This window comes from Pseudomonas sp. KH_050, assembly GCF_057838875.1.
This window is the reverse complement of sequence record NZ_CM174478.1, coordinates 5,276,969-5,298,739: the sequence shown is the minus strand read 5'-3', so window position 1 is coordinate 5,298,739 and position 21,771 is coordinate 5,276,969. Positions and strand designations below refer to the sequence as shown.

At 57.4% G+C, this 21,771-nt stretch carries 21 protein-coding genes; 12 read left to right on the top strand and 9 right to left on the bottom strand.

Annotation, left to right across the window (positions count from 1 at the left end):
* Positions 1–220 precede the first annotated feature (220 nt).
* The gene (locus tag AC3IUA_RS24305) at positions 221–1,192 is read left to right on the top strand and encodes an IS110 family RNA-guided transposase (protein ID WP_489355766.1); all 972 of its coding nucleotides are present in this window, start codon (positions 221–223) and stop codon (positions 1,190–1,192) included.
* A gap of 374 nt (positions 1,193–1,566) precedes the next feature.
* On the opposite strand, the gene AC3IUA_RS24300 is transcribed toward AC3IUA_RS24305, so the two are convergent.
* The gene (locus tag AC3IUA_RS24300; protein ID WP_489357407.1) at positions 1,567–2,175 is read right to left on the bottom strand and encodes a TetR/AcrR family transcriptional regulator; all 609 of its coding nucleotides are present in this window, start codon (positions 2,173–2,175) and stop codon (positions 1,567–1,569) included.
* Between the two features lie 201 nt (positions 2,176–2,376).
* Between AC3IUA_RS24300 and AC3IUA_RS24295 the strand changes: the two genes are divergently transcribed.
* Both AC3IUA_RS24295 and AC3IUA_RS24290 read left to right on the top strand, forming a co-directional pair.
* Positions 2,377–3,444, top strand: a complete 1,068-nt coding sequence (locus tag AC3IUA_RS24295) for an MBL fold metallo-hydrolase (protein WP_489357406.1) — start codon at positions 2,377–2,379, stop codon at positions 3,442–3,444.
* Between the two features lie 201 nt (positions 3,445–3,645).
* Entirely contained in the window at positions 3,646–3,942 is a 297-nt protein-coding gene (locus AC3IUA_RS24290) for a P-loop NTPase family protein (protein ID WP_489357405.1), read from the top strand.
* A 13-nt stretch (positions 3,943–3,955) separates the two neighbouring features.
* On the opposite strand, the gene AC3IUA_RS24285 is transcribed toward AC3IUA_RS24290, so the two are convergent.
* The 3 genes from AC3IUA_RS24285 to AC3IUA_RS24275 all read right to left on the bottom strand — a co-directional run bounded on the left by AC3IUA_RS24285 (position 3,956) and on the right by AC3IUA_RS24275 (position 4,997).
* Complete coding sequence (locus AC3IUA_RS24285; RefSeq protein WP_489357404.1) at positions 3,956–4,276, bottom strand: helix-turn-helix domain-containing protein; 321 nt, start codon at positions 4,274–4,276, stop codon at positions 3,956–3,958.
* A complete protein-coding gene (locus AC3IUA_RS24280; RefSeq protein ID WP_489357403.1) occupies positions 4,269–4,574 on the bottom strand; it encodes a type II toxin-antitoxin system RelE/ParE family toxin in 306 nt (101 codons plus the stop codon). The genes AC3IUA_RS24285 and AC3IUA_RS24280 overlap by 8 nt, the downstream gene beginning before the upstream one ends.
* Positions 4,575–4,679: 105 nt before the next feature.
* Positions 4,680–4,997 (bottom strand): XRE family transcriptional regulator, encoded by a 318-nt coding sequence (locus tag AC3IUA_RS24275; RefSeq protein WP_489357402.1) that lies wholly within the window; start codon positions 4,995–4,997, stop codon positions 4,680–4,682.
* 388 nt (positions 4,998–5,385) lie between these two features.
* On the opposite strand from AC3IUA_RS24275, the gene bglX reads away from it, so the two are divergent.
* Positions 5,386–7,677: a beta-glucosidase BglX gene (gene bglX, locus AC3IUA_RS24270; RefSeq protein ID WP_489357401.1), complete on the top strand. Its 2,292-nt coding sequence runs from the start codon at positions 5,386–5,388 to the stop codon at positions 7,675–7,677.
* Between the two features lie 207 nt (positions 7,678–7,884).
* Here the strand turns inward: bglX and AC3IUA_RS24265 are convergent, their stop codons facing one another.
* Both AC3IUA_RS24265 and AC3IUA_RS24260 read right to left on the bottom strand, forming a co-directional pair.
* On the bottom strand, positions 7,885–8,847 hold the full coding sequence (locus AC3IUA_RS24265) for a hypothetical protein (RefSeq protein ID WP_489357400.1): 963 nt from the start codon (positions 8,845–8,847) through the stop codon (positions 7,885–7,887).
* A gap of 285 nt (positions 8,848–9,132) precedes the next feature.
* Positions 9,133–9,849 carry an HNH endonuclease gene (locus AC3IUA_RS24260; protein WP_489357399.1) on the bottom strand — a complete coding sequence of 239 codons (717 nt, stop codon included), beginning with the start codon at positions 9,847–9,849 and terminating at the stop codon, positions 9,133–9,135.
* A gap of 206 nt (positions 9,850–10,055) precedes the next feature.
* On the opposite strand from AC3IUA_RS24260, the gene AC3IUA_RS24255 reads away from it, so the two are divergent.
* Positions 10,056–10,190: a hypothetical protein gene (locus AC3IUA_RS24255; RefSeq protein ID WP_489357398.1), complete on the top strand. Its 135-nt coding sequence runs from the start codon at positions 10,056–10,058 to the stop codon at positions 10,188–10,190.
* A gap of 181 nt (positions 10,191–10,371) precedes the next feature.
* Here AC3IUA_RS24255 and AC3IUA_RS24250 read toward each other — a convergent pair whose 3' ends face one another.
* The 3 genes from AC3IUA_RS24250 to AC3IUA_RS24240 all read right to left on the bottom strand — a co-directional run bounded on the left by AC3IUA_RS24250 (position 10,372) and on the right by AC3IUA_RS24240 (position 13,294).
* Positions 10,372–11,619 carry a ribonucleotide-diphosphate reductase subunit beta gene (locus AC3IUA_RS24250; RefSeq protein WP_489357397.1) on the bottom strand — a complete coding sequence of 416 codons (1,248 nt, stop codon included), beginning with the start codon at positions 11,617–11,619 and terminating at the stop codon, positions 10,372–10,374.
* Positions 11,620–12,414: 795 nt separating this feature from the next.
* The gene (locus AC3IUA_RS24245; RefSeq protein WP_489357396.1) at positions 12,415–12,699 is read right to left on the bottom strand and encodes a hypothetical protein; all 285 of its coding nucleotides are present in this window, start codon (positions 12,697–12,699) and stop codon (positions 12,415–12,417) included.
* 331 nt (positions 12,700–13,030) lie between these two features.
* Complete coding sequence (locus AC3IUA_RS24240) at positions 13,031–13,294, bottom strand: DUF2790 domain-containing protein (RefSeq protein ID WP_489357395.1); 264 nt, start codon at positions 13,292–13,294, stop codon at positions 13,031–13,033.
* Positions 13,295–13,851: 557 nt separating this feature from the next.
* Here AC3IUA_RS24240 and acs point away from each other — a divergent pair.
* The 7 genes from acs to AC3IUA_RS24205 all read left to right on the top strand — a co-directional run bounded on the left by acs (position 13,852) and on the right by AC3IUA_RS24205 (position 21,747).
* Positions 13,852–15,807: an acetate--CoA ligase gene (acs, locus tag AC3IUA_RS24235; RefSeq protein WP_489357394.1), complete on the top strand. Its 1,956-nt coding sequence runs from the start codon at positions 13,852–13,854 to the stop codon at positions 15,805–15,807.
* A 689-nt stretch (positions 15,808–16,496) separates the two neighbouring features.
* The gene (locus AC3IUA_RS24230; protein WP_489357393.1) at positions 16,497–17,270 is read left to right on the top strand and encodes an ABC transporter substrate-binding protein; all 774 of its coding nucleotides are present in this window, start codon (positions 16,497–16,499) and stop codon (positions 17,268–17,270) included.
* Between the two features lie 91 nt (positions 17,271–17,361).
* Complete coding sequence (locus AC3IUA_RS24225) at positions 17,362–18,051, top strand: ABC transporter permease (RefSeq protein WP_008154330.1); 690 nt, start codon at positions 17,362–17,364, stop codon at positions 18,049–18,051.
* On the top strand, positions 18,048–18,746 hold the full coding sequence (locus AC3IUA_RS24220; RefSeq protein WP_489357392.1) for an ABC transporter permease: 699 nt from the start codon (positions 18,048–18,050) through the stop codon (positions 18,744–18,746). The genes AC3IUA_RS24225 and AC3IUA_RS24220 overlap by 4 nt, the downstream gene beginning before the upstream one ends.
* Positions 18,747–18,748: 2 nt before the next feature.
* On the top strand, positions 18,749–19,861 hold the full coding sequence (locus tag AC3IUA_RS24215) for a M14 family metallopeptidase (RefSeq protein ID WP_489357391.1): 1,113 nt from the start codon (positions 18,749–18,751) through the stop codon (positions 19,859–19,861).
* Between the two features lie 27 nt (positions 19,862–19,888).
* Positions 19,889–20,653, top strand: a complete 765-nt coding sequence (locus tag AC3IUA_RS24210) for an ABC transporter ATP-binding protein (protein WP_489357390.1) — start codon at positions 19,889–19,891, stop codon at positions 20,651–20,653.
* A gap of 113 nt (positions 20,654–20,766) precedes the next feature.
* Positions 20,767–21,747, top strand: coding sequence for a GlxA family transcriptional regulator (locus AC3IUA_RS24205; protein ID WP_489357389.1), 981 nt, complete (start codon positions 20,767–20,769; stop codon positions 21,745–21,747).
* The last annotated feature ends 24 nt before the right edge of the window (positions 21,748–21,771 follow it).

Here is a 21,771-nt window from a genome sequence, read left to right as displayed (position 1 = left end):
TCCGCCAGGAGCGATAGTTCTCGACTGATCATCGAGGGAGGGATTTGGAAGCCGTGCAGCTCCTTAGGCCTAGAGCCTGCGACGTAGATCGTGCTCCAACCCTCCACACTCACTCATATAGTTCGAACGGTATCTTGGGCCCGTCTCTGGCGAGAGCCCGCATTCGCAAGGTTGGACAGAGTGCAGTGATGATCACAATTGATTCAATTGGGAGACGATCATGTCCGATTATGTTGGCGTCGACGCCGCTAAACACACCTTTGACATCGCCAAATACCTGCCTAACGGCAAACATAAAACCAAAGCAAAATTGCCCAATGCAATCAAGGGGTTCGAGGAGTTCCACGCCTGGCTGCAGAAGCACGTCGAGCCTTCAGCCTTAATCGTGATGGAAGCCACCGGCATCTACCACGAAGCGCTGGCCGAGTTCTTGTACAACAAGGGCTATCGGGTCTGTGTCGTCAATCCTGCGCAGACCAAAGCCCATGCCAGGAGTGATTTGCAACGGGTCAAAACAGACAAGACCGACGCCAAGCTAATCGCCGATTTCGCCAAGGAAAAGCATGAAAAGCTAACGCTGTGGGCGCCGGAGCCACTGAAGTATCGACAGGTGAAGGCCATGGTTCGTCGCCTGAATGACCTTCAGGAAATGCTGCAAATGGAACGTAATCGTCTGGACGTGTCCGACGACAGCGTCAAGGTTTCGATCAATTCCGTCATCAACCACATCCAGAAAGAGATTGCCGAAACCAAAAAGGCGCTGAAGAAACACATTGATGACGACCCGGACATGCGCCAAATGCGCGACTTGGTGGTGACCATTGATGGCATTGCCGACAAATCGGCGCAGATGCTTTTTGCCGAGCTGGGCGACCTGCGAAAGTATTCGAATCCTCGACAAATGGTGGCGGCGGCGGGCTTAAATCCAAAGCTGGAAGAGTCTGGCCAGCTTAAGGGCCGCACCTTTATCTCGAAAATCGGATCAGCGCGACTCCGCACCGGGCTCTACATGCCAGGTCTGGTGGCGATGCAGCATAACGAAGCGATTATCGCGCTCAAAGAGCGATTGAAAGCCAACGGCAAGGCCCCCAAGCAGATCATCTGTGCAGCGATGCGCAAGCTGCTGCACATCATCTTTGGAGTGATCAAATCGGGCCAACCATTTGACCCGAAACTTGCGCTTGCCCGGTGAGGGTTAAGACGGTATCTACGGGGTTTGCATACACCCGATAATTTGTGGGTGTATGGGATCGGCGTAGGAGCTGCCGCAGGCTGCGATCTTGGCGATCTGCCTGTCGCAGCTGAGCGTTTGCCTAAGTGATGGTCTGGCATATTGTTTTGGGACGGCCAGAAAACTCCTTCAGAGTTAAGGTCGATAGACCATAACCTTTGTAGCTTTTGCTGATGGAAGTGTGCGGGTTCCATCTTTACCTATTTTCTTCAGAAACAAATTGTCGTGTTTTAGTGGCGCACGGGAAATGCCAGGAATAGTGTCATTTATTCCAGACACTAGAGCTGCGCAGAAGCCCAGCAGGAAAGGGTAACTGGTCTGACGGCAGCCTCGGCCTACAGCTGATAGCAGTTCAGGAACATGTCCAGGGTCGACTCGACGACCGAGGTCTGCATCTCTGTCGACAACCCGGGCTGGCCCATGGAAATCTGCGGCCAGAAGGCGAACGCCTTGATCAGCCCTTGCACCTGGTGCGCGGCAAAAACCGGGTCGACAGCTTTCAACCGACCATCTGCCTGGGCTGCACGAATCCACACCGTAAGACCTTCTTCCCGTTCGCCCAGCCGCGCGACCATGTCCTGGCCGCGCTCGGGAGAGTGGATAGTGGCGGCGATCGCCACTCGAGCCAGGTCGAGAAAATTATTGTCCGAGAGCATCTGCAATTTGGCCCGCAGCACTGCTTCGAGTTGCGGGCGCAGCGGCTGGTCGTTGTAGTACGGCGTTTCCTGTTCCGCGCAGATGCTGTTCCACAATTTGTTCAGGATCTCGGCGAACAGCTCTTCCTTGCTGGGGAAGTGGTTGTACACCGTGCGCTTCGAAACCCCCGCCGTAGCGGCAATCTTGTCCATGCTGGTGATATCGAAACCGTTGGCACGGAATTCGACAATGGCCGCCTGGATGATGGCGTCGCGTTTACGGTCGGTGAGACGCAGTGGAGCTGTCATAAATAGGCTTCGGCGGGAACTAGGGAAACTTACACTCTGCAGTTTACTTGCTCTCGAGTTTGTTGCAATCTAGAAACTACACCGTGCAGTGTAATTGCTCGGTAAGAATAGAGTCTCGGCCCAAGCGTGCATGCATTGGCCAATTATCGTCCAGCAACGGAACGCGACAACCTCGTCGTATTCCTTGGAGCCCCATCCATCATGGCCACTCCCTTATCTCGCGCCGACCGCGCCGACCGCGCTGTCGGCCTTGAAGCGTCTTTGCAAGATCAAGGTCACTACCGCAACCACGCGCCGGTGCAGCGCGAAGGCGTGCGCAAAACCTTGCGGATATTCTGGAACATGCTGTTCCATAAACCGCGTAATACCCGCCCGGCAGGGGATATCCCGGTTCAAGCCCTGACCCGCGAAGCGCTCTTCGCCGCGCCGAATCACAGCGTATTCCGTCTCGGCCATTCCACCGTGCTGCTCAAACTGCACGATAAATTCTGGCTGACCGACCCGGTCTTCGCCGAGCGCGCATCGCCAGTGCAATGGGCCGGCCCGCGGCGCTTCCATCAGCCCCCCATCAGCCTCGAACAGCTGCCACCGATCGAGGCGGTGATCCTGTCTCACGATCACTATGATCATCTCGACCATCAGTCCATCCTCAAACTGGCCGACAAAACCCGGTACTTCCTCACGCCGCTGGGCGTGGGCGATACCCTGATCAAGTGGGGTATCGAGCCCGGCAAAGTGCGCCAACTGGATTGGTGGCAGGACACCGAGGTGGACGGCATTCGCTTTATCGCTACGCCTTCGCAACACTTTTCCGGTCGCGGCCTGTTCGATGGCAACCGCACGTTATGGGCGTCGTGGGTCATGATCGACGGCGACACGCGGATCTTCTTCAGTGGTGACACCGGCTATTTCGATGGTTTCAAGCGCATTGGCGAACAGTACGGACCCTTTGACCTGACCCTGATGGAAACCGGTGCCTACAACGTCGACTGGCCGCACATCCATATGCAGCCCGAACAAACCCTGCAGGCACATATCGACCTCAAGGGCCGCTGGCTGCTACCGATCCACAACGGCACCTTCGACCTGTCGATGCACGCCTGGCACGAACCCTTCGATCGCATCCTGGCCTTGGCCTGGGAGCGCAATGTGTCCATCGCCACGCCGCAAATGGGTGAAGTCTTCAACCTGCAACAGCCCCAGCGTGGATGGGCGTGGTGGCTGGAGGTCGAAAGCGGGACGGAGCAAGTCGTTGTCAACAACCTGTAACCCGTTGGCCAGCCTCTACTGGCACCCCAGCGAAAAGCCCTTCAGCAGCAGGCGCACTCGCGACGAACGCATTCAACTGCTGCAAGAACAGGTCACAAGCCTGAACAGCTGGGTGCTTCCGGTTCTCTCTGCGGCTGGGGCGACCCGATAACCTGCACATTTACCCACGCCATCTTCGTCCGCCTCGATCCACAGATCCGCTTGCAACGCCTGCGCGCCCGGGAACTCCGGCGCTACGGCGAACAGGTCTTCGAGGGTGGAGAACGCTTCGGCGAAACCCAAACCTTCCTCGCCTGGGCCGCCGGCTACGACGAGGGTGGCCATGGCAACCGCAGCCTGCGCCGACATGAAACCTGGATCAAAACCCTGACCTGTCCGGTGATGCGGCTGGACTCAACGGATTGTTCGGTTGAGGAACTGGTGGAGCAGGTGTTGGAGAATCTGGATAGGCATAGCCGCCAGAGCGCTGGCAAGCAGGAGCATGTTCACTCGGCCTGAGGTAGCTGGGAGCTTAAGTGAATACGACCTCAATCCGCCCTTCGCGCCTTGATCGTGGGGCTGATTTGACGATGATCTGCACATCACGTCCAAGCCGGGAAAGGCATTCCATCATTTTAGCTTCGCTGATACCGCGAAACTTTCCTCGAAGCATCTCGGAGAGCTTCGGTTGCGACAGCCCGAGAATCTCTGAAGCTTGAACCTGAGTCAGATGTCGTGCCTTGATGATTTCACCGATCTTCGCGGCAAGTTGGGCCTTGACCCGCATCTCATTGGCGTCGGCATGCCCAAGGTCTTCGTAGACATTGCCAGTGCTTTCTTCGATTTCAATCATGTTCTGATCCTGTTGCATGATCTTGGGCCGCCCGAAGTCTCTTCTTAATCAGATCTATATCGCAGTGTGCGGTTTCGATGCCCTTGGTCGACTTCTTCTGGAAGCAATGAAGTACATAAATGGCCTTACCAAATCGAACGGTATAAACCGCTCGATAAGTATTTGTGTCGAAGTCTTCGACTACCTCAAGCAAACCTGCGCCGCCAAAGCCTTTCAATGGTTTAGCTTGCGGATGCTTCTCGCCGTCTTGTGCCAGGTGAAGGGCAAATACAATGACGTCCTGGACGTCTGCAGGCATTTGCTTGAGGTCTTTTTTTTGCTGCTGCTAAACCACAAGAGTGGCTTCCATGTACTCATGCGAAATATACCTAAATGGGGATAATCGTCAACAAAGGAACGTTGCTCACTCAATCATCGCGTAATCAGCCCGCCCGACCGGATCAGGCGTTGCACCTCTGACGTTCATCCCTCTGCCAGGCGCAAAGCCCGGGAAAAACACCAGGCCTTCGGCCTCAAGCCGAAACGCCAGGGCCAAACGGGTGACGTCCAGCAAATCCCCATGGGCTTCAAACAGCCGGATGGCTTCTACTGAAACCCCTGACTCCTGTGACAGCCGCTCCAGGCTCCAGCCCAGTAAATCGCGGGCCTGGGCACAGTGTTCGGGGGTGAATTGAAACAGGGCAATACGTTCGAGGGTGACTTTCATCGCAAGAGAGGCCATGGTTTTCTCCGGGGCACGAGAGTGGCGATTCAATAAAATACTGTGTTTTTGTACAGTTGTCTTGTGCCCGGATCAAACTCAATTTTTTGATCGATTCGTTTTTTCTCGATCGGATAAACAGTTGGCGCTCTTGCTCCGTAGCAGCTGCCGAAGGCTGCGTCCGGCTGCGAAGCAGTCGTAAATCCTGCTAACACGGTTTGTCGGAAATACCGCAGTGCATGATTTTACGGCTGCTGCGCAGCCGAACGCAGCCTCGCAGGCTCGGCAGCTGCTACACGAGCCGGACGCAGGCTTCGCCAGCTGCTACAAGAACTACCAGTAGACATAGCCCCTCCTTTGGCCGAGTCTAGGGCTCAGCACCTTATTGTTGGTCCGAGGACGGACAAAAGTGAAAATGGTAACGGTGATTGGCCTGGTCACTCTGCTGCTTTGTCAGCCGGGGCGGGCCGAGTCGGGTTCCGTTCCCGGGGATGACAAAGCCTTGTTCATCGCCGATCTCCTGCAGCGCATGACCATTGAAGAAAAGATCGGTCAGCTCAGACTCAACTGCATCGGCCAGCAAATGCCTCAAGAGACCTTTCTTGAAGAGGCAACCCAGGGGCAAGTCGGTGGCCTCTTCTATGTGACTGGCCGTTCGGATCTGCGAGCGTTTCAGGACGCCGCCTTGCGCAGCCGTTTGAAAATCCCTTTGTTCTTTGCCTACGACGTCATTCACGGTCATCGCACGCTGTTTCCGATCGGCCTCGGCCTGGCTTCCACCTGGGACGTGGACGCCGTCGCCTTGAGCGCACGCATCGCAGCGAAGGAGGCGAGTGCCGATGGCCTGGACATGGTGTTCTCGCCCATGGTCGATATCACCCGAGACCCGCGCTGGGGACGGATGTCTGAAGGTCTGGGCGAAGATACCTATATGGCCTCGCGTTATGCCCAGGTGATGGTCAACGCGCTGCAAGGATCGAAACTGGGTGCGGTGGACAGTGTCATGGCCAGCGCCAAGCATTTTGCCTTGTACGGTGCGGCGGAGGGCGGCCGCGACTACAACTCGGTCGATATGAGCCTGCCGAAGATGTATCAGGACTACCTGCCACCTTACCGTTCTGCGGTAAACGCTGGCGTGGGCGCCATGATGCTGACCTACGTCGCCATCAATGGCACGCCCGCCACCTCCAATACCTGGTTGATCCACGATCTGTTGCGCAAACAGTGGGATTTCAAAGGCCTGACCATCAGCGATTTCGATGCGGTCAACGAACTGGTGACCCACGGTGTGGCGCGCGATGGCCGTGAGGCTGCCCTGCGGGCGATCAAGGCCGGGGTCAACATGAGCATGACCGACACGCTTTATCGCAAGGAGCTGCCGGGTCTGTTGAAATCAGGAGAGGTCTCGCAGAAGGAAATCGACGACGCCGTGCGAGCCGTGCTGGGCGCCAAATACGACCTGGGGCTTTTCGCAAATCCCTACCTGCGAATTGGCGCCGCCCCTGAAGATCCGCCAGATAACCATGCCGAGGACCGCCTGCACCGGGCGCAGGCCCGTGAAGTCGCGCGCAAGAGTCTGGTCTTGTTGAAGAACCGGGACAATGTACTGCCGCTCAAGAAGGACGGCGTGGTGGCCATCGTCGGGGCCCTGGCGAAAAGCCGTCTCGATATCCTCGGTACCTGGAGTTCCATCGGCTCACCGGTGCAGGCGGTATCGGTCTATGACGGCATTGCCAATGCGCTGGGTGACCCAAATCGATTGCTTTACGCCCGGGGCGCCGATATCACGGATGACCAATCGGTCCTCAACTACCTGAACCAGCCTGGCGCCAACCCGTCCGATGTCGAGGTCGATCCACGCCCGGCAAAACAAATGATCGAGGAGGCGGTCAAGGTCGCTGAGCAGGCCGACATCGTTATCGCAGTGGTCGGAGAATCCCGCGGCATGTCGTATGAAGGGGCGAGTCGTGCCAGCCTGGGATTGCCGGGCTATCAGTCCGAACTGATCAAAGCGCTGAAGGCCACCGGCAAACCCATGGTGCTGGTCCTGATGAACGGCCGTCCGCTTTCCATTGGCAAGGAACAGGACGCTGCCGATGCGGTGCTGGAAACCTGGTACAGCGGCACCGAAGGCGGCAACGCAATCGCCGATGTGCTGTTCGGCGACTACAATCCTTCCGGCAAACTGCCAGTTTCATTCCCGCGCTCCGTGGGCCAGATTCCGACCTACTACAACCACTTGAACACCAGCCGGCCACACCTGCTGGATAATCCTCGCGCAGTGACCTCTCGCTACTTCGACGAAGCGTACGGCCCGCTTTACCCCTTTGGTTTCGGTCTGAGCTATACCCAATTCAGTCTGTCCGACGTGACCTTGACCAGCCAACGCCTGGAGCGCAGCGAGACCCTGGGTGCCAGCGTCGTGGTGAAAAACACCGGGCAGCGGGAGGGCGAAACGGTGGTGCAGCTCTATGTGCGGGACGTGAGCGCCTCCATCAGTCGCCCCATCAAAGAGTTGAAGGGCTTTCAAAAGGTCATGCTCAAGCCCGGCGAAGAGAAAGTCATCCAATTCACCCTCAACGAGCATGATCTAAAGTTTTACGACGCACAGTTGAAGCACGCGGCAGAATCCGGCGAGTTCAGGGTGCTGATCGGGCTGGATTCGCAGCATGTGAAAGAGCGGAGTTTTGAGCTGCTGTAAGGCCGTAGAAGCTGCCGAAGCCTTCGTTCGGCTCATGTAGCAGCTGACGAGCCTGCGAGGCTGCGTCCGGCTGCGAAGCAGTCGTAAATCTTGCGCATGCGGTTTGCCTGACAGCTGAAGTGGGTTGAAGAAAACGCGCGCCAGGAGTGACGGGAGTCGTACTGCGTACGGACAGTTATCAAAGAAGAATGGGCGTTGGATGACTCATTATTTCGCCTCCAACCCCGGCGCTTCACGAATGATGAAATGGTCGAGATTCTCGATATCCCCACTGAACACCCCGAACGTCTGCTCGGGGCTTTTCTTGCTAGGCACCTGTTTCAACTCCGGCGTCACGCCGTAGAAGAAGCAATACAGATCCCGCTCGCTCTCAATCGCGTTCTTGATTTCTTCGAGGAAGGCTTTACGTTTTCGGTAGCTCTCGATCAGCTGTTTACTCAGGTAAACATTCACTGAGTAAGGCTTCTTCTCGACCCAGACCTTCTTCTCGAAATCGATCCGGAAACTGGTTTTGTAATCCTTGATCTCCTTGATCTTGCCCCAGTAAATCAGCCCCTTATTGTCCTGCAGGTACTCGATCTTCTTGAAAAACGAAGCATAAGGCGCCGTGTGCTCGCCAATCTTCAGCGGCATGCGTTTGAGGGTGTCCTTGTCATCGAAATTCGATACAAAACACTCCACTGGATGGGCGAAGACGCTGGTCTTGTCCGGTGCTGTTTCCCGAGGTGCATGCTCTGTGGCAGCGTTCGCAGACGGCGTCTTCAACTCATCCCGCGGCGATCCGCCGTCTACCGCCGAACCAGGCGGCCTGCGCACATACTGGCGGCGAGTCAGCAGCAACTCCGACGGGAAATGCTCCTCCCGATCGGTATCGCCCTCGGCATCCTCTCCGCCTGCCAAGGCTCTGGAACTGCCATAAGGGCAGCCTTCAACATGCCGGGTGCTGGGCAGATTCTTGAAATGCGGCGTGCGGATGTAATTGACGTTCTTCGCATTGAACGTACCCAGCACATTCTGCGAATCGAACCCCGTCCGGCAGGCATCGTTAGGGCAGTGAAAACTTTCCTTGGCCGAATCAAACGCCATCGTCTCGTCGAAATTCAAATCCCGCACGTCATAGATCGACAGCTTTTCGTCGAGGCTGAGGCAGTAGGCTTTGTCGAATTTCATGAGCGCTCAGGTCCTGGGAAGGGGATGGCCTATTAATAGCGGGCGGGGCTTCGGAGTGCCCCAATCTTTTAAACACACCGCCAAACCTGTGGGAGTGCCAGTCAGTTAACGCGATTTTTTCAGTCGGGTGACATTTTGTGGCGAGGGGGCTTGCCCCCGCTCGGCTGCGAAGCAGCCGCAATACTGGCGCTCGGGTTCTAACTGAATGATCCCATTGCCTGATTTGGGACCGCTTCGCGATCCAACGGGAGCAAGCCCCCTCGCCACAGGTTCTGCATTAGGCCGTTAATCCTCGGCAACCAACCGCTTCACCCTCTTATAAAGCGATAACGTGAACTCGTCCCGATCACTGGAGTGATGACAACGCCGATGACAGTTAGGGCACAGCGCCACAGCATTGCTAGTCCGGTCCGAACCCTTCTGTGCCAGATGCTTAACGTGATGCACCTCAAGAAACGGTAAACCGTCCTTCTCAAACGGTGCTGCCTCTCCACAGCCTTCGCAGCTGCCATTGGCCGCATCCCGAACCCAAGCTCTCACCGCTGGATCGCGCACGAACGAGGTGCCTGTACTACTCGATTGTTGTGGATTCACTACGCCGATCGGCTCAGCCTTAGGCTTTTGTTTTTGAATCTTTGCGGCGCGACGATTGAGCGTTTCCTCATCAGAAGTAGGTGTGTAATCGTCCGCATCAGGAATGGCTTTAGTTTCGAGTACTTTGCGAATTCTCTCACTCACGCCTGCGCCGATATTTTTGGCCGGCATATAGCCAGTGATACGCCGCAAATTCAGTTGTTCGAATACCGCAGAAATATTCTGCATGCGGTACTCAACCGAAGAGGCGCTGCGTTTGTGCAGTAGACCCTCACGCAGTAGGCGATTCTCGACAGACTTCTTGATCGGCTGACCACTTATCTCAAGCGCCAACATCCTCAAGTAGGCATCGACCGAAGCCTCAAGCTCCGCATCATTCCAGCCGGTTTTTTCCTTTTCAGTGTCCATACAGTCGCCGAGGGTTGAATACCCTCGGACGATACTGAGTGGCCATCACGACTGTCTACGAATATTCCTACAACAAAAACAGATTTATTTCTCGCGATTTTAGGAAGGTGCCGCAGCACTAATCCACAACGACATTTCGCTCTCATGAGACCAGGTAGCGCGCTGGCGTTGCCAAGCGCGCTTGGGTCGGTGATAGGGTTGTGATTATGAAGGACGGTAAGCCTTATCTGGATTTGCTGCCGCATGTTGGTGTTGTGCGCCTGCGCAAGCCTGGGCGGCTTAAAGGGCAGATTCGTATGTCGGTGGATTTTGATTGGGCTCTTCGGGATTTCATTGAATAGTTTTTTTGCGATTAGGGCGATTGCCGAGGAGCAAGATCAAAAGATCGCAGCCTGCGGCAGCTCCTACGCGCGGGGGGATGTTTGTTTTTCCAATAAAAAGCCCTGAACAAGTCAGGGCTTTTTGTTTTTTCCGATGTGCCGGTTCAAGACATGACCGGCAGATCGTGGTCAGCGCAAGGAATCAATCCCAGCTAAGCGCGCCGCCGGTTTGGTATTCAATAACCCGAGTCTCAAAGAAGTTCTTCTCTTTCTTCAAGTCCATGATTTCGCTCATCCACGGGAACGGGTTAGTGGTCCCTGGGTACTCTTCTTTCAAACCGATCTGGCTCAAACGACGGTTAGCGATGAACTTCAGATAGTCCTCCATCATCGCGGCGTTCATGCCCAGTACGCCGCGCGGCATGGTGTCGCGTGCGTATTCGATTTCCAGTTGAGTGCCTTGCAGGATCATCTGCGAAGCTTCTTCCTTCATTTCGGCGTCCCACAGGTGTGGGTTTTCGATTTTGATCTGGTTGATCACGTCGATGCCGAAGTTCAGGTGCATGGATTCGTCGCGCAGGATGTACTGGAACTGCTCGGCGACGCCGGTCATTTTGTTGCGGCGGCCCATGGAGAGGATCTGGGTGAAGCCGCAGTAGAAGAAGATGCCTTCCAGAACGCAGTAGTAGGCGATCAGGTTGCGCAGCAGTTCTTTGTCGGTGTCGACGGTGCCGGTTTCGAACTTCGGATCGGAGATCGAACGGGTGTATTTCAGGCCCCAGGTGGCTTTTTTCGCGACCGATGGGATCTCGTGGTACATGTTGAAGATTTCGCCTTCATCCATGGCCAGCGATTCGATGCAGTACTGGTAGGCGTGGGTGTGGATCGCCTCTTCGAACGCCTGGCGCAGGATGTACTGGCGGCATTCCGGGTTGGTGATCAGACGGTACACGGCCAGGACCAGGTTGTTGGCAACCAGGGAGTCGGCGGTGGAGAAGAAGCCGAGGTTGCGCATCACGATGCGGCGCTCGTCGTCGGTCAGGCCTTCCGGGTCTTTCCAGAGGGCGATGTCGGCGGTCATGTTGACTTCTTGCGGCATCCAGTGGTTTGCGCAGCCGTCCAGGTACTTCTGCCAGGCCCAGTCATATTTGAACGGGACGAGTTGGTTGAGGTCGGCGCGGCAGTTGATCATGCGCTTTTCGTCGACGGCAACACGGGCGGAAGCGCCTTCGAGTTCGGCCAGGCCTTCGGCGATGTCGAGGTTGTCCAGGGCTGCCTTGGCGCGGATGATCGCGGCGGAGTCACTGGCGGTCACGGCGCGGGCTTCGAGCGCGGCGGCACCGCCGGCGCTGTCGAGGCGGTCCATGTTGGCTTCAGAAGCGTGGCCGGCGTTGGCGCCTTTGGCGGCAACTTCGCCGTCCTCTTTGTCGAATTCGTCCCAGCTCAGCATGACGTGTCGTCTCCTGCGTGAGGGCCAGAAGCCCGTGTGATTAACACTTATGGTGGGTTTTTCACACGGCTAGTGGCCGCTTTGGATCTAAAGGATTGTTTGCAGTGGCGGTTAACGCACGCAAAAAACATAAATTTGGTTGGGGTTGACCCCGGAGTCGCTGATGGGAGGCGGGCGCTGGGCCTTTCCCTATGGCCGTTGAAGGCTGAGTCAGCGTGGGTTTATAGCCCGACTTGGGGATATTTCAAGCCCTTTTGACTGCGCCAGTATAAGGGTTTTCATCAGGGTATTTCAGCCAGTTTTTAAGATCCGCTGCGACGGATTGGCTCAGTGAGGAGGGGTGGCCTGGGCTTTGTTGAGGTGGGGCAAGGGTTTGCGGGGGATTGGGGCTGGGGAGATTTTTTTGTCAGCTTGGGTGTTGCGAACGGGCGGGAAATTTGGGTGGCGTTTAGTGTGACCGCTGCGCGGTCATCGCGAGCAGGCCCCAATCCCGGCCAGTTAAGGAATTCCTGGCTTAGGGCATTCCTCGTAGCAGCTGCCGAAGGCTGCGTTCGGCTGCGCAGCAGTCGTAAAGTCAGGCACTGTGGTGTTACAGGTGAACCGTGATTGCATGATTTGCGACTGCTGCGCAGCCGAACGCAGGCTTCGCCAGCTGCTACGGATCGCGTCGTAGCCTTAATTGGCTGGCATCAGGGCAAGCCCGCTCCCACAGTTGTGGATGAGTTGCAGGGTTTTTTGTTCCTCCAGAAACAACTAAGCCCGGCCGAAGCCGGGCTGTGACGTCGCGGTCAGCTGTTAGCTGAGGCGGTTGGTGCCAGTGTGGTCGAAGCCATCAGCAGCCAGCGTAGCGGAACCGGTGTGATCGAAGCCATCAGCAGCGAGGGTAGCGGAACCGGTGCGGTCGAAGCCATCAGCAGCGAGGGTGGCGGAGCCGGTGTGATCAAAGCCATCAGCAGCAACAGTGGCAGCACCGGTGCGGTCGTAGCCATCGGCGGCGATGGTGCGGTCATAACCATCAGCGGCGAAGGTGTTGGCAGCCAGTACGGAGAGGGTCAGGGCGATGATCAGTTTGGTTTTCATGGTGATGGCTCCGGGTTGTTCGTTTTGTTCAGTGGGTGTGAAGGTCATACTACGCTGACCAATTAGATTAAAAAGCGCATAAATACGCTAAAACCAATCGTATAAATCGATGTGTTGCGCCGGGCGTTTTTTGCGCCTGCAGCCAGGAGCGCTGAGCAGTGCGATAAAACGATCGGATGAGAATCAGTTGAGTGCGAGTGCCGTGGTCGCACTTCATTTGGCGATGCTGTGCAACAGTCCCAGGGCGGGCGGTGCATCCGGGCATCTTTGCTGCAAGAGTGATTTCTTGTGGCCGGCAGTTGTAACGAGTGTCTGGGTCTGATCCGGGCGTTTAGCCGTTAGAGCATCCATTACCCATCAGGCTGTATTGCAGGATATGCCGTTGGCCTTTGGAGTCTTCATATTCCATGCGGGCCGGTACAACTTCGCAGACATTCGGAACTTCGCTCATGGATATAACTTTGGCGATGTCCAGGTGAGTCGAGTAGCTGTACTCCATCACCGGTGATTGCTGGCTGGCGACGTCTGTCGGGGCCTCGTCAGCCATCGCAGTGGCGCACAAGCTGCTGAGGGCCAACACTACTAAAGCTTTCATTTCCGTTTTACCTTTCCAGGGTCGTGAGGGGGCACGCAACCTTTTTGGGGTTGCGTGTGGAGCTTGAAAAAAGAATCTTGAGTAACCGGCCTTCGTGGGGGCTGTAACTTGGTTAATCACATTGCCGTTGCTGGCGAGACTGATTTTAGGCGGGTGAAGGGCATTCATATAGACGTGCTTTTGATAAAGACTATTGACTGATTCTGTAACAATCGCCGCAAAAACGACCCGTAGGAGCTGCCGCAGGCTGCGATCTTTTGATCCTGCCTTTGCGGCGCCCCCGAAAAGATCGCAGCCTGGCGGCAGCTCCTACGCCGACCGGGTACACCTGCAATGGGGTGGGTGCACACAAACCCCTGTAGGAGCTGCCGCAGGCTGCGATCTTTTGATCTTTAGCGTGCTTGTGGGCGCCAGAAGATCGCAGCCTGCGGCAGCTCCTACGGGGGGAATACGACATTTTGTAGGGGCTTGTTACTACCATCGTCGAATGGTTCTATAGGCCCGCCCCGGCTACAACTGAGGCATACAAAAACAACTATGTCACCGAGGTAAAAAAGATGAGTGCGGCTTCTCTGTATCCCGTTCGTCCCGAGGTTGCGGCCAACACGCTGACTGATGAAGCGACTTATAAGGCCATGTACCAGCAGTCGGTGGTCAATCCTGACGGCTTCTGGCGTGAGCAGGCCAAGCGCCTCGACTGGATCAAGCCTTTCACCACGGTGAAGCAGACTTCCTTCGATGATCACCATGTCGACATCAAATGGTTTGCCGATGGCACCCTGAACGTTTCCTACAACTGTCTGGACCGTCACCTCGCCGAGCGCGGCGACCAGATCGCGATTATCTGGGAGGGCGATGACCCTGCCGAGAGCCGCAACATCACCTACCGCGAGCTGCACGAAGAAGTCTGCAAGTTCGCCAACGCCCTGCGCGGCCAGGATGTGCACCGCGGCGACGTGGTGACTATCTATATGCCGATGATCCCCGAAGCCGTGGTCGCGATGCTGGCGTGCACCCGGATCGGCGCGATTCACTCGGTGGTGTTCGGTGGTTTCTCGCCGGAAGCCCTGGCCGGTCGGATCATCGACTGCAGATCCAAAGTGGTGATCACCGCTGACGAAGGCCTGCGTGCCGGCAAGAAAATTCCGCTCAAGGCCAACGTCGATGACGCGCTGACCAACCCGGATACCCACAGCATTCAGAAGGTCATCGTGTGCAAGCGCACCGGTGGCGACATCAAGTGGAACCAGCATCGCGACATCTGGTACGAAGATTTGATGAAAGTGGCGGGCACTGTCTGCGCGCCGAAGGAAATGGGCGCCGAAGAAGCGCTGTTCATCCTTTACACCTCCGGTTCGACCGGCAAGCCGAAGGGCGTGCAGCACACCACCGGCGGTTATCTGCTGTACGCGGCGATGACCCATGAGCGGGTGTTCGACTACCGTCCGGGCGAAGTCTACTGGTGCACCGCCGACGTCGGCTGGGTCACCGGCCACACGTATATCGTCTATGGCCCGCTGGCCAATGGCGCGACCACCGTACTGTTCGAAGGCGTGCCGAACTACCCGGATATCACCCGGGTGGCGAAGATCGTCGACAAGCATAAGGTCAATATTCTCTACACCGCGCCGACCGCAATCCGCGCGATGATGGCTTCGGGCAAGGCCGCGGTTGAAGGTGCTGATGGCAGCAGCTTGCGCCTGCTGGGTTCGGTCGGCGAGCCGATCAATCCGGAAGCCTGGGACTGGTACTACAAGAACGTCGGCCAGTCGCGTTGCCCGATCGTCGATACCTGGTGGCAAACCGAGACCGGCGCCACCCTGATGAGCCCGTTGCCGGGTGCTCACGCGCTCAAGCCAGGCTCGGCTGCACGCCCATTCTTCGGCGTAGTGCCGGCGCTGGTGGACAACCTGGGCAACATCATCGAAGGCGCTGCCGAGGGCAACCTGGTGATTCTCGATTCGTGGCCAGGCCAGGCGCGCACCCTGTATGGCGACCATGACCGGTTCGTCGATACCTACTTCAAGACGTTCCGCGGCATGTACTTCACCGGCGACGGTGCGCGTCGCGACGAGGATGGTTACTACTGGATCACCGGGCGTGTGGATGACGTGTTGAACGTTTCCGGTCACCGTATGGGCACCGCCGAGATCGAAAGCGCGATGGTCGCTCACCCGAAAGTCGCCGAAGCGGCGGTGGTCGGTGTGCCGCACGACATCAAGGGGCAGGGCATTTATGTCTACGTCACCCTCAACGGCGACGAAGAGCCGAGCGAAGCGCTGCGCCTGGAGCTGAAGAACTGGGTGCGTAAAGAGATCGGTCCGATTGCCTCGCCGGATGTCATCCAGTGGGCGCCGGGCCTGCCGAAAACCCGTTCGGGGAAAATCATGCGCCGTATCCTGCGCAAGATCGCCACCGGCGAATATGAGGGCCTGGGCGATATCTCCACCCTGGCAGATCCGGGTGTGGTGCAACATTTGATCGAAACACACAAGGTCATGAACGTCGCGTAAAGCGAGTTCAGCGTCATCGAGCCCCATTTGGTGTTGAGCCGGGTGGGGCTTTTTTGTGGGCTGGGTTTTTTGGTTGGCCTGGGGGGTGGAGGGTATTGCCCTAATGTCAGCCAGTTAGCAGAAATCTATGGTCGGACGATCACCTGTGGCGATGTTCGTCTCAAAATCCTTGGCTGACTGGTATTGGGGCAATCCCGCGATGGCGAACCAATAATTATCGGTCTGCGCGTAAGAGCTCTCCTACTGTTACCCAATGCCTTTCAAGTAACCGAATGTGTAACCGAACGGATGATTTCGAGGCAAAGCGAAACGCAAAGCCCCATTTCAGGGCCACCACATTCCGACGAAAAATAAGATACAACGCTACACTTGCCGCAATAGAAGGGTTTGCGAATAATAGGCCCGCTATTTGCAACATAGATCGGTTCTCTGTCTTTTGCTTCTGCATAAACTTGCAGGGCTGTCAATGAGCTCGGTCGGCTTTCTCGGTGCTTCTGTAAATTGTTGTCGCATTGAAGAAATATCGGCTTCGGGCCTGTCGTTAGAATGCCGATCACTTGCTCGTCGTTGCTTGCGTTGAATTCAACTCAAGGTTCCTGCGCCGAAGCACCGCAATCAGGTTCCACTCATTCGCATATTGGGCTGTCGCTCACTCTGCCGTTTTAGTCCTTTACCGATGGAGTCCCAAGATGAAGAAACTTGTGCTGCTTGGCGCCCTGGCATTGTCCGTATTGTCCTTGCCAACGTTCGCTGATGAAAAGCCTCTGAAAATCGGCATCGAGGCGGCGTACCCTCCGTTCGCATCGAAAGCGCCGGACGGCAGCATCGTTGGTTTCGACTACGACATCGGCAACGCCCTGTGCGAAGAGATGAAGGTCAAGTGCGTATGGGTCGAGCAAGAGTTCGACGGTCTGATCCCGGCACTCAAAGTGCGCAAGATCGACGCGATCCTGTCGTCCATGTCGATCACTGAAGATCGCAAGAAGTCCGTGGACTTCACCAACAAGTACTACAACACCCCGGCGCGTCTGGTGATGAAGGCCGGTACTTCGGTCAGCGACAGCCTGGCCGAGCTCAAGGGCAAGAACATCGGCGTGCAGCGCGGTTCGATTCACGAGCGTTTCGCGCGCGAAGTACTGGCTCCGCTGGGTGCTGAAATCAAGCCTTACGGTTCGCAGAACGAAATTTACCTGGACGTAGCGGCCGGTCGCCTCGACGGCACCGTGGCAGACGCTACCCTGTTGGATGACGGTTTCCTGAAAACCGACGCCGGCAAAGGGTTTGCTTTCGTTGGCCCGGCCTTCACCGACGTCAAATACTTCGGCGACGGCGTGGGTATCGCGGTACGCAAAGGCGACGCGCTGAAAGACAAGATCAACACCGCGATCACTGCCATTCGTGAAAACGGCAAGTACAAGCAAATCCAGGACAAGTACTTCGCTTTCGACATTTACGGCAAGTAATTCGTCGCAGCAATAAGTCCGAAATGGCGCAAGCAACAGGATCTCTGAGGTTTGCGCCATTTTTTCATCCCAACTTTCGAGGACCTGAATCATGTTGAAAGGCTACGGGGCTGTCATCCTCGATGGCGCATGGCTGACGCTTCAGCTCGCCTTGTCGTCCATGGTCCTGGCCATTGTTCTGGGTCTGATCGGGGTCGCCTTGCGCCTGTCGCCGATACGCTGGCTGGCCTGGCTGGGCGATCTGTATTCCACGGTGATCCGCGGGATTCCCGACCTGGTGCTGATCCTGCTGATTTTCTACGGCGGTCAGGATCTGCTCAACCGTGTTGCACCGATGCTCGGTTTTGACGATTACATCGACTTGAACCCGTTGGCGGCCGGTATTGGCACCCTGGGTTTCATCTTCGGTGCGTACCTGTCGGAAACTTTCCGAGGGGCCTTCATGGCGATCCCGAAGGGTCAGGCAGAAGCCGGCATGGCTTATGGCATGAGCAGTTTCCAGGTGTTTTTCCGGGTATTGGTGCCGCAGATGATTCGCCTGGCGATTCCGGGCTTCACCAATAACTGGCTGGTATTGACCAAGGCTACCGCGCTGATTTCGGTGGTCGGTCTGCAAGACATGATGTTCAAGGCCAAGCAGGCGGCAGATGCCACCCGCGAGCCTTTCACCTTCTTCCTAGCAGTGGCGGCGATGTACCTGGTCATCACCAGTGTTTCGTTGCTGGCATTGCGTCACCTTGAGAAGCGCTACTCGGTAGGCGTAAGGGCGGCTGATCTATGATCTTCGACTACAACGTCATTCTGGAGGCCCTGCCGCTGTACTTCAGCGGCTTGTTGACCACCTTGAAACTGCTCGCGCTGTCGCTGTTCTTCGGCCTGCTGGCGGCCTTGCCGCTGGCGCTGATGCGCGTCTCCAAACAGCCGGTCATCAACTTGAGCGCCTGGCTTTTCACCTACGTGATCCGCGGCACGCCGATGCTGGTGCAGCTGTTTTTGATCTACTACGGGTTGGCGCAATTCGAAGCAGTGCGCGAAAGCTTTCTCTGGCCATGGCTATCGAGCGCGACGTTCTGCGCTTGCATGGCGTTTGCCATCAACACCAGTGCCTACACCGCTGAAATCATTGCCGGTAGCCTGCGTGCCACGCCCAATGGCGAGATCGAGGCGGCCAAGGCCATGGGCATGTCGCGCTACAAGCTCTATCGCCGGATCCTGCTGCCGTCGGCTCTGCGCCGGGCGCTGCCGCAGTACAGCAACGAAGTGATCATGATGCTGCAGACCACCAGTCTGGCCTCCATCGTGACCCTGATCGACATCACCGGTGCCGCGCGCACGGTGAACGCTCAGTTTTACTTGCCGTTCGAAGCCTATATCACCGCAGGCGTGTTCTACCTGTGCCTGACCTTCATCCTGGTGCGCCTGTTTAAAATGGCCGAGCACCGCTGGCTGGGCTATATGGCCCCACGCAAGGCCTGACCATGGAACGTATCGATCATCCATTGCCGTGGAGCCACCTGGGCAGCGAGCGCCATGTATCGGTGTTCCGCTTCGGCAAAGGCGAGCGCAAGGCCTATATCCAGGCCAGCCTGCACGCCGATGAACTGCCGGGAATGCGCACGGCCTGGGAGCTGAAAAAGCGCCTGATCGAACTGGAAGCCCAAGGCGCCTTGAATGGCGTGATCGAACTGGTCCCGGTGGCCAACCCGATGGGCCTCAGTCAACTGCTGCAGGGCAGTCATCAAGGGCGTTTCGAGTTCGCCAGCGGCAAGAATTTCAACCGCGATTTTTTTGAGCTGAGCGAGCCGGTAGCGGCGCAGCTGGCAGGCAGCCTGGGCGATGATCCGCACGCCAATATCGAGCTGATCCGCCTGGCCATGACCGATGCGCTGGCCGCGTTGCCGCCGGCCGAAAGCCAGTTGCAAGGCATGCAGCGAGTGCTGCTGAGTCATGCCTGTACCGCGGACGTGGTGCTTGATTTGCATTGCGACACCGAGGCTGCGCTGCACATGTACGCCTTGCCGCAGCACTGGCCGCAGTGGCGTTCGCTGGCGGCGCATCTGGATGTGCGGGTCGGGCTGCTGGCGGAAGATTCCGGCGGCAGTTCCTTTGACGAGGCCTGCTCGCTGCCGTGGCTGCGGTTGTCGCGACTGTTTCCGCAGGCGAAGATCCCGTTGGCCTGCCTGGCGACCACCCTTGAATTGGGTGGTCAGGCCGATACCGCTCGCCCGCAAGCCGAGGCTCACGCCGAAGGCATTCTGGCGTTTCTTGCCGAGCAGGGTTTGATCAGCGGCGAATGGCCCAAACCTGCCCGGGACGCTTGCGAAGGCATGCCGTTCGAAGGCACCGAGTTGCTGTTCGCGCCGCACCCGGGCGTGGTGAGCTTTTTGCGTCAGCCCGGTGAGTGGGTTGAGGCCGGCGACGAAATTTTTGAAGTGATCGATCCTTTATCCGATCGGGTCAGCACGGTGTGTGCTGGTACGTCCGGGGTGCTGTTTGCCATTGAACGGCTACGTTATGCCCAACCCGGTTTCTGGCTGGCCAAGGTGGCGGGGCGCGAAGCGCTGCGTCACGGGCGCTTGCTCAACGACTGACTGACTGTTTTTGTGAGAACCGACCGCATGTACAAACTTGAAGTCCAAGACCTGCATAAACGCTATGGCAGTCACGAAGTGCTCAAGGGCGTGTCCCTGAAAGCGGCGGCTGGCGATGTGATCAGCATCATCGGTTCCAGTGGCTCCGGCAAAAGTACTTTCCTGCGTTGCATCAATCTGCTCGAGCAGCCCCACGCGGGCAGGATTCTGCTCAACAATGAAGAGCTGAAACTGGTAGCGAACAAGGATGGCGGGCTCAAGGCTGCCGACCCGAAACAGCTGCAGCGCATGCGTTCGCGGCTGTCGATGGTGTTCCAGCATTTCAATCTGTGGTCGCACATGACCGCGATGGAAAACATCATGGAAGCGCCGGTGCACGTGCTTGGCATCTCCAAGGCCGAGGCCCGTGAAAAGGCCGAGCTGTACCTGGCCAAGGTCGGTGTGTCCCATCGCAAGGATGCCTACCCGGGCCATATGTCCGGCGGCGAGCAGCAGCGCGTGGCGATTGCCCGGGCGCTGGCGATGGAGCCGGAAGTGATGCTGTTCGACGAGCCGACTTCGGCACTCGACCCGGAACTGGTGGGCGACGTGCTCAAGGTGATGCAGGCTTTGGCCCAAGAAGGCCGGACCATGGTCGTGGTCACCCACGAAATGGGCTTCGCCCGTGAAGTGTCGAACCAGCTGGTGTTCCTGCACAAGGGTATCGTGGAAGAAAGCGGCAACCCGCGTGAGGTGCTGGTCAATCCGCAATCCGAACGTCTGCAACAATTCCTCTCGGGCAGCCTGAAGTAATCGCTCCCGTTGTGCACCAAATTAGGTCATGCTGCGCACCGCGCGCCAGATGGTCTAATTTGGTTGCTGCCGCTTCCGGCTTCTAACACTGTTTTGTTTTCGGATTGCTCGCCATGACTGCCCATCGAATTGGTTTCCTGATTTGGCCCAGCACTAAAGCCTTGACGCTGGCGCTGGCTGAGGAGGCCTTGCGTGTTGCTCAGCGCGTGCATCCGGATGTTGTTTACGAGCTCTCGTTTCTGCAGGCCGAACTGCCCGTCGAAGGCGCCTGGCAATTGCCGGGTGAGCCCTGGGCCGGAAAACTCGAAGGTTTTCAGAAGCTGTTTCTGCTGGCGGACGAGCCGCCGACGAGCCTGGCCCCGGCACTGAGCAGTGCACTCAAGCAGCAGGTGCGGGCGGGGTGTGTGATCGGTGGTTTGTCCGCCGGTGTTTATCCTCTGGCGCAACTGGGCCTGCTCGACGGCTACCGCGCTGCGGTGCACTGGCGCTGGCAGGATGATTTCGCCGAGCGTTACCCGAAGGTCATCGCCACCAGTCATCTGTTCGACTGGGACCGTGATCGCCTGACTGCTTGCGGTGGCATGTCGGTGCTGGACCTGCTGCTGGCAGTGTTGGCCCGTGACCACGGCGCCGAGCTGGCAGGCGCGGTGTCTGAAGAGTTGGTGGTGGAGCGGATTCGCGAAGGTGGCGAACGCCAGCGTATTCCCTTGCAGAATCGTCTGGGTTCGAGCCATCCGAAGCTCACGCAGGCGGTGTTGCTGATGGAAGCGAACATCGAAGAGCCGCTGACCACCGATGAAATTGCCCAGCATGTCTGCGTGTCTCGCCGTCAGCTGGAGCGGATCTTCAAGCAGTACCTCAATCGCGTGCCGAGCCAGTATTACCTGGAGCTGCGCCTGAACAAGGCTCGGCAGATGTTGATGCAGACCAGCAAGTCGATCATCCAGATCGGTTTGTCCTGCGGCTTCTCCTCGGGGCCGCACTTCTCCAGCGCCTACCGCAATTTCTTCGGCGCCACCCCGCGTGAAGACCGCAACCAGCGCCGCAACAGCAGCCCGTTCGAATTGTCGTCGGCGCCTTCAGAGCGCGGTTGATGTTCTTGGGCGCGGCTCTCCTCG

Excerpts from the sequence above, each read along its gene's own strand:
- AC3IUA_RS24305 (WP_489355766.1), top strand. The coding sequence starts at position 221 with ATGTCCGATTATGTTGGCGTCGACGCCGCTAAACACACCTTTGACATC.
- AC3IUA_RS24300 (WP_489357407.1), bottom strand. The coding sequence starts at position 2,175 with ATGACAGCTCCACTGCGTCTCACCGACCGTAAACGCGACGCCATCATC.
- AC3IUA_RS24295 (WP_489357406.1), top strand. The coding sequence starts at position 2,377 with ATGGCCACTCCCTTATCTCGCGCCGACCGCGCCGACCGCGCTGTCGGC.
- AC3IUA_RS24285 (WP_489357404.1), bottom strand. The coding sequence starts at position 4,276 with ATGATTGAAATCGAAGAAAGCACTGGCAATGTCTACGAAGACCTTGGG.
- AC3IUA_RS24280 (WP_489357403.1), bottom strand. The coding sequence starts at position 4,574 with ATGCCTGCAGACGTCCAGGACGTCATTGTATTTGCCCTTCACCTGGCA.
- AC3IUA_RS24275 (WP_489357402.1), bottom strand. The coding sequence starts at position 4,997 with ATGGCCTCTCTTGCGATGAAAGTCACCCTCGAACGTATTGCCCTGTTT.
- AC3IUA_RS24265 (WP_489357400.1), bottom strand. The coding sequence starts at position 8,847 with ATGAAATTCGACAAAGCCTACTGCCTCAGCCTCGACGAAAAGCTGTCG.
- AC3IUA_RS24260 (WP_489357399.1), bottom strand. The coding sequence starts at position 9,849 with ATGGACACTGAAAAGGAAAAAACCGGCTGGAATGATGCGGAGCTTGAG.
- AC3IUA_RS24255 (WP_489357398.1), top strand. The coding sequence starts at position 10,056 with ATGAAGGACGGTAAGCCTTATCTGGATTTGCTGCCGCATGTTGGTGTT.
- AC3IUA_RS24250 (WP_489357397.1), bottom strand. The coding sequence starts at position 11,619 with ATGCTGAGCTGGGACGAATTCGACAAAGAGGACGGCGAAGTTGCCGCC.
- AC3IUA_RS24245 (WP_489357396.1), bottom strand. The coding sequence starts at position 12,699 with ATGAAAACCAAACTGATCATCGCCCTGACCCTCTCCGTACTGGCTGCC.
- AC3IUA_RS24240 (WP_489357395.1), bottom strand. The coding sequence starts at position 13,294 with ATGAAAGCTTTAGTAGTGTTGGCCCTCAGCAGCTTGTGCGCCACTGCG.
- acs (WP_489357394.1), top strand. The coding sequence starts at position 13,852 with ATGAGTGCGGCTTCTCTGTATCCCGTTCGTCCCGAGGTTGCGGCCAAC.
- AC3IUA_RS24230 (WP_489357393.1), top strand. The coding sequence starts at position 16,497 with ATGAAGAAACTTGTGCTGCTTGGCGCCCTGGCATTGTCCGTATTGTCC.
- AC3IUA_RS24225 (WP_008154330.1), top strand. The coding sequence starts at position 17,362 with ATGTTGAAAGGCTACGGGGCTGTCATCCTCGATGGCGCATGGCTGACG.
- AC3IUA_RS24220 (WP_489357392.1), top strand. The coding sequence starts at position 18,048 with ATGATCTTCGACTACAACGTCATTCTGGAGGCCCTGCCGCTGTACTTC.
- AC3IUA_RS24215 (WP_489357391.1), top strand. The coding sequence starts at position 18,749 with ATGGAACGTATCGATCATCCATTGCCGTGGAGCCACCTGGGCAGCGAG.
- AC3IUA_RS24210 (WP_489357390.1), top strand. The coding sequence starts at position 19,889 with ATGTACAAACTTGAAGTCCAAGACCTGCATAAACGCTATGGCAGTCAC.
- AC3IUA_RS24205 (WP_489357389.1), top strand. The coding sequence starts at position 20,767 with ATGACTGCCCATCGAATTGGTTTCCTGATTTGGCCCAGCACTAAAGCC.